Source organism: Pseudomonas brassicacearum subsp. brassicacearum (assembly GCF_008801605.1).
GTDB classification, from domain to species: domain Bacteria; phylum Pseudomonadota; class Gammaproteobacteria; order Pseudomonadales; family Pseudomonadaceae; genus Aquipseudomonas; species Aquipseudomonas brassicacearum.
In genome coordinates this window covers 298,085-311,575 of record NZ_VZPJ01000007.1, presented here as the reverse complement: position 1 = coordinate 311,575, position 13,491 = coordinate 298,085, and the positions used below count along the sequence as shown (strand labels likewise).

13 protein-coding genes are annotated in these 13,491 nt (G+C 61.5%); 12 read left to right on the top strand and 1 reads right to left on the bottom strand.

The window, feature by feature from the left end:
* From F7R20_RS18355 to F7R20_RS18325, 7 genes are all read left to right on the top strand, one after another.
* Nucleotides 1-320: OprD family outer membrane porin (locus tag F7R20_RS18355; protein WP_151180609.1), on the top strand; the 320-nt coding region annotated here is incomplete at its 5' end.
* Between the two features lie 174 nt (nucleotides 321-494).
* Entirely contained in the window at nucleotides 495-1,316 is an 822-nt protein-coding gene (locus tag F7R20_RS18350) for an NAD-dependent epimerase/dehydratase family protein (RefSeq protein ID WP_003202917.1), read from the top strand.
* A 42-nt stretch (nucleotides 1,317-1,358) separates the two neighbouring features.
* Nucleotides 1,359-2,264 carry an SMP-30/gluconolactonase/LRE family protein gene (locus tag F7R20_RS18345; RefSeq protein ID WP_003202919.1) on the top strand — a complete coding sequence of 302 codons (906 nt, stop codon included), beginning with the start codon at nucleotides 1,359-1,361 and terminating at the stop codon, nucleotides 2,262-2,264.
* A gap of 60 nt (nucleotides 2,265-2,324) precedes the next feature.
* Nucleotides 2,325-3,293, top strand: coding sequence for a TRAP transporter substrate-binding protein (locus F7R20_RS18340; RefSeq protein WP_003202921.1), 969 nt, complete (start codon nucleotides 2,325-2,327; stop codon nucleotides 3,291-3,293).
* 76 nt (nucleotides 3,294-3,369) lie between these two features.
* On the top strand, nucleotides 3,370-3,897 hold the full coding sequence (locus F7R20_RS18335; RefSeq protein WP_003202923.1) for a TRAP transporter small permease: 528 nt from the start codon (nucleotides 3,370-3,372) through the stop codon (nucleotides 3,895-3,897).
* Nucleotides 3,897-5,177, top strand: a complete 1,281-nt coding sequence (locus tag F7R20_RS18330) for a TRAP transporter large permease (RefSeq protein WP_003202926.1) — start codon at nucleotides 3,897-3,899, stop codon at nucleotides 5,175-5,177. The genes F7R20_RS18335 and F7R20_RS18330 overlap by 1 nt, the downstream gene beginning before the upstream one ends.
* Before the next feature lie 211 nt (nucleotides 5,178-5,388).
* Complete coding sequence (locus F7R20_RS18325) at nucleotides 5,389-6,258, top strand: aldose 1-epimerase (protein ID WP_003202928.1); 870 nt, start codon at nucleotides 5,389-5,391, stop codon at nucleotides 6,256-6,258.
* A 239-nt stretch (nucleotides 6,259-6,497) separates the two neighbouring features.
* On the opposite strand, the gene bkdR is transcribed toward F7R20_RS18325, so the two are convergent.
* A complete protein-coding gene (bkdR, locus tag F7R20_RS18320) occupies nucleotides 6,498-6,986 on the bottom strand; it encodes a Bkd operon transcriptional regulator BkdR (protein WP_003202929.1) in 489 nt (162 codons plus the stop codon).
* Between the two features lie 192 nt (nucleotides 6,987-7,178).
* Between bkdR and F7R20_RS18315 the strand changes: the two genes are divergently transcribed.
* From F7R20_RS18315 to F7R20_RS18295, 5 genes are all read left to right on the top strand, one after another.
* Entirely contained in the window at nucleotides 7,179-8,414 is a 1,236-nt protein-coding gene (locus F7R20_RS18315) for a 3-methyl-2-oxobutanoate dehydrogenase (2-methylpropanoyl-transferring) subunit alpha (RefSeq protein WP_003202930.1), read from the top strand.
* Nucleotide 8,415: 1 nt separating this feature from the next.
* Nucleotides 8,416-9,474, top strand: a complete 1,059-nt coding sequence (locus F7R20_RS18310; RefSeq protein WP_003202931.1) for an alpha-ketoacid dehydrogenase subunit beta — start codon at nucleotides 8,416-8,418, stop codon at nucleotides 9,472-9,474.
* The gene (locus F7R20_RS18305) at nucleotides 9,475-10,746 is read left to right on the top strand and encodes a dihydrolipoamide acetyltransferase family protein (protein ID WP_003202932.1); all 1,272 of its coding nucleotides are present in this window, start codon (nucleotides 9,475-9,477) and stop codon (nucleotides 10,744-10,746) included. It abuts the gene before it with no gap.
* 18 nt (nucleotides 10,747-10,764) lie between these two features.
* On the top strand, nucleotides 10,765-12,147 hold the full coding sequence (lpdA, locus tag F7R20_RS18300) for a dihydrolipoyl dehydrogenase (RefSeq protein WP_003202934.1): 1,383 nt from the start codon (nucleotides 10,765-10,767) through the stop codon (nucleotides 12,145-12,147).
* A 274-nt stretch (nucleotides 12,148-12,421) separates the two neighbouring features.
* Nucleotides 12,422-13,441, top strand: coding sequence for a branched-chain amino acid aminotransferase (locus F7R20_RS18295; RefSeq protein WP_003202935.1), 1,020 nt, complete (start codon nucleotides 12,422-12,424; stop codon nucleotides 13,439-13,441).
* Nucleotides 13,442-13,491 lie beyond the last annotated feature (50 nt).

The following is a 13,491-nucleotide window of genomic DNA, read 5'->3' as shown; positions in this document are numbered from 1 at the left end:
CCAACGACAGCTACAACTCCAGCTACGACAACGCCAAGGAAAAATCCTGGCAAGTGCGCCACGACTTCAACTTCGCCGCTGTCGGCGTGCCGGGCCTGACCCTGATGAACCGCTACATCAGCGGTGAGAACGTGCACACCGCCACCGTTGATGACGGCAAGGAATGGGGCCGTGAAACCGAACTGGCCTACACCGTGCAAAGCGGCGCGCTGAAGAGCCTCAACGTGAAATGGCGTAACGCATCGATTCGTCGGGACTACAGCACCAACGAATTCGACGAGAACCGCATTTTCATCAACTATCCATTCTCGCTTCTGTAATACCAGGATCCATTTGCCATGAGCGCATCCCATGGCAACCTGCGGCAGGGACGCCGATCCAGAGCGGTTCGTCGATCAAACGTTGACAAGGTAACGGAAGGATAAGGATATTCCCTCTCGGTCGTACGACAACTTATAACAACTGTACCTCTCATAGTTTGCTCAGGTAATGCCATGACCACGACACAGATTCGCCACCCCCTCAATCGCCTCCTATTGACCGGTGCCGCCGGCGGCCTTGGCAAAGTTTTGCGCGAGCGCCTCAAGCCTTTCGCCCGCCACATTCGCCTGTCGGACATCGCCAACATGGCCCCGGCAATCGACGAAAGCGAAGAAGTGGTGCCCTGCGACCTGTCGGACAAGCAGGCCGTACATCAACTGGTCGAAGGCGTCGACGCCATCCTGCACTTCGGCGGTGTTTCGGTGGAGCGTCCGTTCGAAGAAATCCTCGGCGCCAACATCAGCGGCGTTTTCCACATTTATGAAGCTGCCCGCAAACACGGCGTCAAGCGGGTGATCTTCGCCAGCTCCAACCACGTCATCGGTTTCTACAAACAAGACCAGACCCTCGACGCCCTCTCCCCTCGCCGCCCGGATGGTTACTACGGCCTGTCCAAGTCCTACGGCGAAGACGTCGCCAGTTTCTACTTCGATCGCTACGGCATCGAGACGGTCAGCATCCGCATTGGCTCGTCGTTCGCCGAACCGCAGAACCGCCGGATGATGAGCACCTGGCTGAGCTTCGACGACCTCACTCAACTGATCGAATGCTCGCTCTACACCCCGAAAGTCGGCCACACCGTGGTCTACGGCGTGTCCGCCAACCGCGACGTCTGGTGGGACAACAGCCAGGCCGCACACCTGGGTTACCAGCCCAAGGACACCTCGGAAATTTTCCGCGCCAAGGTCGAAGCGCAGCCGATGCCGGCCGCCGATGATCCGGCCATGGTTTATCAGGGCGGCGCCTTTGTGGCGGCCGGCCCATTCGACGACTGATTCGCTGTTTTTCATGGGATACGCACGCACAAAGGAATCACCATGCAAGCCGAATTGATTGTCGATGCACGCAACGCCGTCGGGGAAAGCCCGGTTTGGGTCCCCGAGGAAAATGCCCTGTATTGGGTGGACATTCCCAGCGGTGGCCTGCAACGCTGGAATGCCAGCAGCGGAAAAATCCAGGGCTGGGAAGCCCCTGAAATGCTCGCCTGCCTCGCCCGTCACCAGGACGGTGGTTGGGTAGCGGGCATGGAAAGCGGTTTCTTTCGCCTGCACCCAAATGATGACGGCAGCCTGGACAGCGAACTGTGCGCAAGCGTCGAGCACAGCCGTACCGACATGCGCCTCAACGATGGCCGTTGCGACCGCCAGGGCCGCTTCTGGGCCGGCAGCATGGTGCTGAACATGGGCGCCAACGCGGACGCGGGCCAGATGTATCGCTTCGAGGCAGGCCAGCGCAGCCCGGTCGAGGCGCAACTGAGCGGTTTCATCGTGCCCAACGGCCTGGGCTTCAGCCCGGACGGACGCACGATGTACCTCTCCGATTCACACCCGCTGGTGCAGCAGATCTGGGCTTTCGACTACGACATCGACAGCGGCACGCCGTCCAACCGGAGGCTGCTCGTCGACATGATGCCGTTGCCCGGTCGCCCCGATGGCGCCGCGGTGGATGCCGACGGTTGCTATTGGATCTGCGCCAATGATGCCGGGCTGATTCACCGTTTCACCCCGGACGGACGTCTCGACTGTTCGCTGCAAGTGCCGGTGAAAAAACCGACCATGTGTGCCTTTGGCGGCAGTCGCCTCGACACCCTCTTCGTCACCTCGATCCGCCCCGGTGACGACAACGACCCGCAGTCCCTGGCCGGTGGCGTGTTCGCCCTCACACCCGGCGTCAAGGGCCTGGCTGAACCTGCTTTCGGAGGACGGGAGCACTCCGCGAACTGATCTGCTTCACCGATTCACTGGATGAGCCATAAAAAAAAACAACAAGACTGGAGATTGACCATGAATTTCAAACGTACGCTTCTGATCGCAGCCCTCCCCTTGGCCTTTCTGGCCCAGGCGGCCCATGCCCTCGATATCAAGATCGCCGACATCCACCCCAAGGGCTACCCAACTGTAGTCGCCGAGGAATCCATGGGTAAAACCTTGGAAAAGGAGAGTAACGGCGAGCTGAAGTTCAAGTATTTCCCAGGCGGTGTACTGGGTTCTGAAAAAGAAGTCATCGAGCAGATGCAAGCCGGCGCGATCCAGATGTCCCGGGTCAGCCTGGGTATCGTCGGCCCCGTCGTGCCGGACGTGAACGTCTTCAACATGCCATTCATTTTCCGCGACCAGGCCCACATGCGCGCTGTCATCGATGGTGAAGTCGGCGATGCGATCCTCGATCGGATCACCAATTCCGAATTCGGCCTGGTGGCCCTGGCCTGGATGGACGGCGGCACGCGCAACCTCTACACCAAGAAACCGGTGCGCAAGCTCGAAGACATGAAGGGCATGAAGATTCGCGTACAGGGCAACCCTATGTTCATCGAGACCATCAACGCCATGGGCGGCAATGGTATCGCGATGGACACCGGCGAGATCTTCAGCGCCTTGCAGACCGGCGTGATCGACGGCGCGGAAAACAACCCACCGACCATGCTCGAGCACAACCACTACCAGAACGCCAAGTACTACAGCCTGACCGGTCACCTGATCCTGCCTGAGCCGATCGTGATGTCGAAAATCACCTGGAACAAACTCACCCCAGAGCAGCAGGACATGGTGAAGAAAGCCGCCAAGGCCGCCCAGGCTGAAGAGCGCGTGCTGTGGGACAAGAAGTCCACCGCCAGTGAAGAAAAACTCAAGGCCGCCGGCGTCGAGTTCATCACCGTGGACAAGAAACCTTTCTACGACGCCACGGCACCGATCCGGGCCAAATACGGCGCGCCGTATGCCGACCTGATCAAGCGTATCGAAGCCGTTCAGTAAGCCCTCTCAATCCGTACTCATGAAAAGGCTGGGCGCGCCTGCGGTTAAAAGGTGCGCCCGGTTACGGTGGAACCCGATGAAGAATTTGCTGCTGCGTATCAACGACACGATTTACATGACGTGCATCTGGGTAGCCGGCCTATCTGTCCTGGCAGTTGCCCTGATGATTCCGTGGGGGGTGTTCGCCCGCTATGTACTCGGTACCGGCTCAAGCTGGCCAGAGCCCACCGCCATCTTGCTGATGATCGTGTTTACCTTCATCGGTGCCGCCGCCAGCTATCGCTCCGGCTCGCACATGGCCGTGGACATGGTCACTAGCCGCATGCACCCGCACTGGCAAACCGCGGCGTCGATTTTCACCCAGCTATTGATGGCGGCGGTCTGCATCTTCATGACCATTTGGGGCACCAAGCTGTGCATGACCACTTGGAATCAATTCATGAGCGCCATCCCTACCCTGCGCGTCGGCATCACCTACATGCCGATTCCGGTCGGAGGTTTCCTGACCTTGATTTTTGTCCTGGAAAAACTCTTCCTGGGTGATCAAAGCCAACGTCGGGTCGTGCAGTTCGACCTGATCGAAGAAAGCGAAGGTGCCGTTTAATGGACGCTCTGATTCTGTTGGGCAGTTTTTTACTGTTGATCCTGATCGGCATGCCGGTCGCCTACGCGTTGGGCGCTGCCGCCCTGATCGGAGCGTGGTGGATCGATATTCCGTTCCAGGCCATGATGATCCAGGTAACGGGCGGGGTGAACAAATTCTCGTTGCTGGCCATTCCGTTCTTCGTGCTGGCCGGTGCGATCATGGCCGAAGGCGGCATGTCCCGCCGACTGGTGGCATTCGCCAGTGTGCTGGTGGGGTTCGTGCGTGGTGGCCTGTCATTGGTCAACCTCGTGGCCTCGAGTTTTTTTGGCGCGATCTCCGGCTCCTCGGTGGCCGACACCGCCTCGGTCGGTTCGGTGTTGATCCCGGAAATGGAACGCCGCGGCTATCCGCGTGATTACGCCACCGCCGTCACCGTCAGTGGTTCGGTGCAAGCGTTGCTGACACCGCCCAGCCACAACGCGGTGTTGTACTCCCTCGCCGCTGGCGGCACCGTCTCCATCGGTTCGCTGTTCATGGCCGGCATCGTCCCCGGCATCATGATGAACCTGTGCCTGATGGCGCTGTGCCTGGTCTTCGCGAAAAAACGCAATTACCCCAAGGGCGAAGTGATTCCCCTCAAGCAAGCGTTGAAGATCTGCAAGGAAGCCATGTGGGGCATGATGACCCTGTTCATCATCCTTGGCGGCATTCTCTCGGGTGTTTTCACCGCCACCGAATCGGCCGCCATCGCCGTGGTGTGGGCATTCTTCGTGACCATGTGCATCTATCGCGACTACAAGTGGAGCGAGTTGCCGAAACTGATGCACCGCACGGTACGCACCATCTCCATCGTGATGATCCTGATCGGCTTCGCCGCCAGCTTCGGCTACATCATGACGCTGATGGAGATCCCGGCGAAGATCACCACCGCGTTCCTGACACTGTCGGACAACCGCTACGTGATCCTGATGTGCATCAACGTGATGCTGCTGCTGTTGGGCACCGTGATGGACATGGCGCCATTGATCCTGATCCTGACACCGATCCTGATGCCGGTGATCGTGGGCATCGGCGTGGACCCGGTGCAGTTCGGCATGATCATGCTGGTGAACCTGGGCATCGGGCTGATCACGCCACCAGTGGGCGCGGTGTTGTTCGTCGGTTCCGCCATCGGCAAGGTCAGCATCGAAAGCACCGTCAAGGCGCTGCTGCCGTTCTACGCCATGCTGTTCGTGGTGCTGCTGCTCGTGACTTATGTTCCCGCCATTTCCCTGTGGTTGCCGCACCTGGTGTTGTAACAAACGACAAAATCCCCTTGTGGGAGCAAGGCTTGCCCGCGATGAAGATGATGCAGTCTCCAAGGAAACCGAGGAGCCTGCATCGCGAGCAAGCTTTGCTCCCACAGTGCGGTGCGACGTTTCTCTATATCCCCTCGCCACATCAGGGTTCGCACACAAGAATCCGGCTTTTCCCACATCAGTTTTTTCAACCTTGCAGAACAAGGCCAACATGACGCTGCCCCTTCTCCATCTCGAAGACGAACTCACCCGCCTCACCCTCGCCCCTCACCTGGGCGCCAGCCTCGTCGACTGGACGTTGCGCAGCAGCGGCGCGCAGCTGTTACGCCCTCCCACTCCGCAAGCGCTGGAAAACCGTTTGCCCGGCAAGCTCGGCGGCTTCCCGTTGATCCCCTGGTCGAACCGGATCGCCAACGGCGGTTTCGACTGCCCCGGCGGCTGGCTGGCCCTGGAGGCCAATAGCCCCAACGATCCGTTTCCGATCCATGGCAGTGCCTGGCAACAACCGTGGCAAGTGATAGAGCAAAGTGCCCAGGACGTGTTGCTGCAACTCGACAGCCAATACCCGTTCGCCTATTGCGCCAGCCTGCGGATTCGCTTGAGCGGCGGTCAGTTGCAGATCGCCATGCACGTCACCCACATGGCCGAACAGGCCGCCTGGCACGGGCTGGGGTTGCATCCGTATTTTCCGCGCACCGCCAGTACTCGCCTGCAAACCCGCGCCAGCGAAGTCTGGCTGTGCGACGCATCGAAACTGCCAACGGAACTGAGGGGCATCCCCGCAGAGTGGGATTTCCAGCACGCCCGGTTACTGCCAGACACGCTGGTCGACAACGGCTTCGGCGGTTGGGACGGGCACTGTCTGATCCAGCAACCGGACTTGGGTTATGAGCTGGAGTGCCGCGCCAGTGGCAGCGACTATTTCCTGCTGTACTGCCCCGTGGGCCTGGACTTCTTCTGCATCGAACCGGTCAGTCATCCGGTCAACGCCCATCACCTGCCGGGGCGACCGGGGTTGCGTTTGCTGGAGCAAGGGCAGTCGGTGGCGCTGGGGTTTTCGATGCAGTGTCGGTTGCTCTAAGGCCCACTTCCCTGTGGGAGCAAGGCTTGCCCGCGATGAAGTGAAGGCGGTCTCCTGGGAAACCGAGGCGCCTGCATCGCGAGCAAGCTTTGCTCCCACAGGGTTTTGGGTTGCCAATGAATCCGCAGCCAAACGCAGGTCCCATTGTGGGAGCGAGCTTGCTCGCGATAGCGGTGGGTCTGCTGGCATCAATGTTGAAGTGCCGCCGCCTTCGCGAACAGGCTCGCTCCCACAGGGGGTCAGGTGCCCAGGGTCAACCCATTGGCCGGCAACGGCAGCGCGGTCTTGTAGCGCACCTGCTTGAGGGCAAAGCTGGAGCGGATGTTCGCCACGCCCGGGACCTTGGTCAGGAAGTCCATCATGAACCGCTCCAGCGACTGGATGGTCGGCACCAGCACGCGGATCAGGTAATCCGGGTCGCCGGCCATCAGGTAGCACTCCATCACCTCCGGTCGGTCGGAGATCGCCTCTTCAAAGTGCTGCAGCGCCTCTTCCACCTGTTTCTCCAAACTCACATGGATGAACACGTTGACGTGCAGGCCCAGCAGGTCGGCGTCCAGCAGCGTGACTTGCTCGCGGATCACCCCCAGCTCCTCCATGGCCCGGACCCGGTTGAAGCACGGCGTGGGCGACAGATTGACCGAACGGGCGAGATCGGCGTTGGTGATGCGGGCGTTTTCCTGAAGGCTGTTCAGAATGCCGATGTCGGTGCGATCCAATTTACGCATGAGACAAATAATCCTGTTTTTTATCGTTGTGCAGATTTTTTATCTGCAAATGATCTGAACAGCAAGCTAACAGAGAAAAATATTCTTCTGCGTCGAGCCTATGATTGTTGTAGGACAATTTCCCGTACCCGGGGAAATTCGTCAGCTAGCGCGCCCACTACAAGAAATTCACAAGATCGAGCGTAGAAAGCCATGAACCCAGCGTATGAACCGCTACGCCTGCACGTCCCAGAACCCTCGGGGCGTCCCGGCTGCCAGACCGACTTCTCCTACCTGCATCTGTCCGATGCCGGCACGGTGCGCAAACCTCCCATCGACGTCGAACCCGCCGACACCGCCGACCTGGCCCGTGGCCTGATTCGCGTGCTCGACGACCAGGGCAATGCCTTGGGCGACTGGGCCGCGGACATTCCCGTCGAGATCCTGCGCAAGGGCATGCGTGCCATGCTCAAGACCCGCATCTACGACAACCGCATGGTCGTCGCCCAGCGTCAGAAAAAGATGTCGTTCTACATGCAAAGCCTTGGCGAAGAAGCCATCGGCAGCGCCCAGGCCCTGGCGTTGAACATCGACGACATGTGCTTCCCCACCTACCGCCAGCAAAGCATCCTGATGGCCCGCGAAGTGCCGCTGGTGGACCTGATCTGCCAACTGCTGTCCAACGAGCGCGATCCGCTCAAGGGCCGCCAGTTGCCGATCATGTACTCGGTCAAGAACGCTGGTTTCTTCACCATTTCCGGCAACCTCGCCACGCAATTCGTCCAGGGCGTGGGCTGGGGCATGGCCTCGGCGATCAAGGGTGATACCAAGATCGCCTCGGCCTGGATCGGTGACGGCGCCACCGCCGAATCGGACTTCCACACTGCCCTCACCTTCGCCCACGTCTACCGGGCGCCGGTGATCCTCAACGTGGTCAACAACCAGTGGGCAATCTCCACCTTCCAGGCCATTGCCGGAGGTGAAGCCACGACCTTCGCCGGACGCGGCGTCGGTTGCGGCATCGCCTCCCTGCGCGTGGATGGCAACGATTTCATGGCGGTCTACGCCGCCTCGCGCTGGGCCGCCGAACGTGCCCGCCGCAACCTCGGCCCGGCGCTGATCGAATGGGTCACCTACCGCGCCGGCCCGCACTCCACCTCCGACGATCCGTCGAAGTACCGCCCCGCCGACGACTGGAGCCACTTCCCGCTGGGCGATCCGATTGCGCGCCTCAAGCAGCACATGGTGAAGATCGGCCAGTGGTCCGAAGAGGAACATGCGGCAGTTACCGCCGAACTCGAAGCCGAAGTGATCGCCGCGCAGAAGGAGGCCGAACAGTACGGCACCCTCGCCGGCGGGCAGATTCCAAGCGCCGCGACCATGTTCGAAGACGTCTACAAAGAGATGCCGGAGCACTTGAAGCGCCAGCGTCAGCAGTTGGGGATCTGACATGAACGATCACAACAACAATATTGCGTTGGACACCGCCATGACCACTACCACCATGACCATGATCCAGGCCCTGCGCTCGGCCATGGACGTGATGCTCGAACGCGACGACAACGTCGTGGTGTTCGGCCAGGACGTGGGCTACTTCGGCGGCGTGTTCCGCTGCACCGAAGGCCTGCAGAACAAGTACGGCACCTCGCGGGTGTTCGACGCACCGATTTCCGAAAGCGGCATCGTCGGCGTGGCGGTGGGCATGGGCGCCTACGGTCTGCGCCCAGTAGCCGAGATCCAGTTCGCCGACTATGTCTACCCAGCCTCGGACCAGATCATTTCCGAAGCGGCGCGCCTGCGCTATCGCTCGGCCGGCGAGTTCACCGCGCCAATGACCCTGCGCATGCCCTGCGGCGGCGGTATCTATGGCGGCCAGACCCACAGCCAGAGCATCGAAGCGATGTTCACCCAGGTCTGCGGCCTGCGCACCGTCATGCCATCCAACCCCTACGACGCCAAGGGCTTGCTGATCGCCTCCATCGAAAACGATGACCCGATGATCTTCCTCGAACCCAAGCGCCTGTATAACGGCCCGTTCGACGGCCACCACGACCGCCCGGTAACACCGTGGTCGAAACACCCCTCGGCGCAAGTGCCGGACGGCTACTACACGGTGCCGCTGGACGTCGCCGCCATTACCCGTCCGGGCAAGGACGTGACCATCCTCACCTACGGCACCACGGTCTATGTGTCCCAGGTCGCCGCCGAGGAAACCGGTATCGACGCTGAAGTCATCGACCTGCGCAGCCTGTGGCCGCTGGACCTGGAAACCATCGTCAAGTCGGTGAAGAAAACCGGCCGCTGTGTGGTCGTCCACGAAGCCACCCGCACCTGCGGTTTCGGCGCCGAACTGGTGGCGTTGGTGCAAGAACACTGCTTCCACCACCTGGAAGCGCCTATCGAGCGTGTCACCGGTTGGGACACCCCCTACCCGCACGCGCAGGAGTGGGCGTATTTCCCAGGGCCGTCCCGTGTGGGCGCGGCGTTGAAACGGGTCATGGAGGTCTGAATGGGCACGCACGTTATCAAGATGCCGGACATCGGCGAAGGCATCGCGGAAGTTGAACTGTCGGTGTGGCACGTCAAGGTCGGCGACATGGTGGTCGAAGATCAGGTACTGGCCGATGTCATGACCGACAAGGCCATGGTGGATATCCCCTCGCCAGTGCATGGCCGGGTCATCGCCCTGGGTGGCGAGCCCGGTGAAGTCATGGCGGTGGGCAGCGAATTGATCCGCATTGAAGTCGAAGGTGCGGGTAACCTGAAAGAATCGGCCCAACAGACGCCAGCGCCAGCGCCGGCTGCGCAAGCACCGAAGCCGACACCCGTGGCAACACCTGAACCGGTGCTGGAAAAAACCACCGCGCCACGCTGCGCCCCGCAAGCGCCTGTGGCCCGCGACCCCGACGAGCGTCCACTGGCGTCGCCGGCCGTGCGCAAACACGCGCTGGACCTGGGCATTCAATTGCGCCTGGTCCAGGGCAGCGGCCCCGCCGGACGGGTCCTGCACGAGGACCTGGAAGCCTATCTGGCCCAAGGTCCGTCGACCCAGGCCAAGGGCGGTTCGGGTTATGCCGAGCGCCACGACGAGCAGCAGATCCCGGTGATCGGCATGCGTCGCAAGATCGCCCAGCGCATGCAGGAAGCGACCCAGCGCGCCGCCCATTTCAGCTACGTCGAAGAAATCGACGTCACCGCCCTGGAAGAGCTGCGGGTTCACTTGAATGAAAAACACGGCGCCAGTCGCGGCAAGCTGACCTTGCTGCCGTTCCTGGTCCGCGCCTTGGTCGTGGCCCTGCGCGACTTTCCGCAGATGAACGCGCGCTACGACGATGACGCCCAGGTCATCCACCGCTCAGGCGCGGTGCATGTGGGCGTCGCCACCCAGAGCGATGTTGGCCTGATGGTGCCGGTGGTGCGTCACGCCGAAGCCCGTAGCCTGTGGGACAGCGCGACGGAAATCTCCCGCCTGGCAACGGCGGCCCGCACGGGCAAGGCCAGCCGCGATGAGCTGTCCGGTTCGACCATCACCCTGACCAGCCTCGGTGCGCTCGGCGGCATCGTCAGCACGCCGGTGCTGAACCTGCCGGAAGTGGCGATTGTCGGCGTAAACAAAATCGTCGAGCGGCCCGTGGTGATCAAGGGCCAGATCGTGATCCGCAAGATGATGAACCTCTCCAGCTCTTTCGATCACCGGGTGGTCGACGGCATGGACGCGGCGCAATTCATCCAGGCCCTGCGTGGCCTGCTCGAACAACCCGCCACCCTGTTTGTGGACTAATCATCAATGGAGCAGGCGATGCAAACTTTGAACACCACGCTGCTGATCATCGGCGGCGGCCCTGGCGGCTATGTGACGGCGATCCGTGCCGGGCAACTGGGCATCTCGACCATCCTGGTGGAAGGCCAGGCGTTGGGCGGGACCTGCCTGAATATCGGCTGTATCCCGTCCAAGGCCTTGATCCATGTGGCCGAGCAGTTCCACCAGACCCGGCACCACAGCCAGGGGGCGGCCTTGGGCATCACGGTGGCGGCGCCGACGCTGGACATCGGCAAGAGCGTGGAATGGAAGGACGGCATCGTCGATCGCCTGACCACCGGCGTCGCGGCACTGTTGAAGAAGCACAAGGTCCAGGTCATTCACGGCTGGGCCAAGGTGATCGATGGCAAGACGGTCGAGGTCGGTGACACTCGCATCCAGTGCGAACACCTGCTGCTGGCCACCGGCTCGAAAAGCGTCAATCTGCCGATGCTGCCGGTGGGCGGGCCGATCATTTCCTCCACCGAAGCCCTCGCCCCCACCTCGGTGCCCAAGCATCTGGTGGTGGTCGGCGGTGGCTACATCGGCCTGGAGCTGGGCATTGCCTACCGCAAGCTCGGCGCCGAGGTCAGCGTGGTCGAGGCCCAGGAACGCATCCTGCCAGCCTATGACGGCGAGCTGACCCAACCAGTGCACGAGGCGCTCAAGCAGTTGGGCGTGAAGCTGTACCTCAAGCACAGCGTCGAAGGTTTCGATGCCCAGGCCAGCACCTTGCAAGTGCGTGATCCCGATGGCGAGACGCTGAACCTGGACACCGACCGGGTGCTGGTGGCCGTTGGTCGCAAACCCAACACCCAGGGCTGGAACCTCGAAGCGCTGGACTTGGCGATGAACGGTTCGGCGCTGAAAATCGACAACCGTTGCCAGACCAGCATGCGCAACGTCTGGGCCATCGGCGACCTGAGCGGCGAACCGATGCTCGCCCACCGGGCCATGGCCCAGGGTGAAATGGTCGCCGAGTTGATCGCCGGCCAGCACAGGGAGTTCAACCCAACGGCCATCGCCGCGGTGTGCTTCACCGATCCGGAACTGGTGGTGGTCGGCAAGACACCGGACGAGGCCAAGGCGGCCGGGCTCGATTGCATTGTGTCGAGCTTCCCGTTCGCCGCCAACGGTCGGGCCATGACCCTGGAATCGAAAAGCGGTTTCGTCCGGGTCGTGGCGCGACGGGACAATCACCTGATCGTTGGCTGGCAGGCGGTCGGCGTCGGCGTGTCGGAGCTGTCCACCGCGTTCGGCCAATCCCTGGAGATGGGCGCGCGCCTGGAGGACATCGCCGGCACCATCCACGCCCACCCGACGCTGGGCGAGGCCGTGCAGGAAGCGGCGTTGCGGGCGCTGGGGCATGCGTTGCATCTGTAACAGCTGTGGGTGAGTAACTTGTGGGAGCAAGATTTGCTGTGGGAGCAAAGCTTGCTCGCGATGCAGGCGCCTCGGTTCACCAAGGACCGCGTCGGCTGTATCGCGGGCAAGCCTTGCTCCCACAATCCCTCACAACGACCGCAGGGCTGTTTTCAGCTGCAGGATTCGTGTAACAGGCTGCGAAACAGCCCCGGAATGAAGTATTGTTGTCCCCATCCAAAAAACGTCAGAAGCCTTGAACCGTTTCGACGGTTGTTAAGAAATAGAGGGTGTCATGGGTAACGAGAGCATCAATTGGGACAAACTGGGCTTTGACTACATCAAGACCGACAAGCGCTACCTGTCGCACTGGCGCGATGGTGCCTGGGACGCGGGCACCCTGACCGAAGACAACGTGCTGCACATCAGCGAGGGCTCCACCGCCCTGCACTATGGTCAGCAGTGCTTCGAAGGCCTGAAGGCCTATCGCTGCAAGGACGGTTCGATCAACCTGTTCCGCCCGGACCAGAACGCCGCCCGCATGCAGCGCAGTTGCGCCCGCCTGCTGATGCCGCACGTCGAGACCGAGCAGTTCGTCGAAGCCTGCAAGCAAGTGGTCCGCGCCAACGAGCGCTTCATCCCGCCTTACGGCACCGGCGGCGCGCTGTACCTGCGCCCGTTCGTGATCGGCGTGGGTGACAACATCGGCGTGCGCACCGCACCCGAGTTCATCTTCTCGATTTTCTGCATCCCGGTCGGCGCCTATTTCAAGGGCGGCCTGACCCCGCACAACTTCCTGATCTCCAGCTTCGACCGCGCCGCCCCACAAGGCACCGGCGCGGCCAAGGTCGGTGGCAACTACGCCGCCAGCCTGATGCCCGGCTCCCAGGCCAAGAAGGCCAGTTTCGCCGACTGCATCTACCTGGACCCGATGACCCACTCGAAAATCGAGGAAGTCGGCTCGGCCAACTTCTTCGGCATCACCCACGACAACAAATTCGTCACCCCGAAATCCCCTTCGGTCCTGCCGGGCATTACTCGCCTGTCGCTGATCGAACTGGCCAAATCGCGCCTGGGCCTGGAAGTTATCGAAGGTGACGTGTTCATCGACAAGCTGTCGGACTTCAAGGAAGCCGGCGCCTGCGGTACCGCTGCGGTGATCACCCCGATTGGCGGCATCAGCTACAAGGACAAGCTGCACGTGTTCCACAGCGAAACCGAAGTCGGCCCGATCACCCAGAAGCTCTACAAAGAGCTGACCGGCGTGCAGACCGGCGACGTGGAAGCGCCAGCGGGTTGGATCGTCAAGGTTTGATCCAAGCCTTTGCGGGCACCTGAAGGCTTTTTGGCCTCAATAAAAAGCCC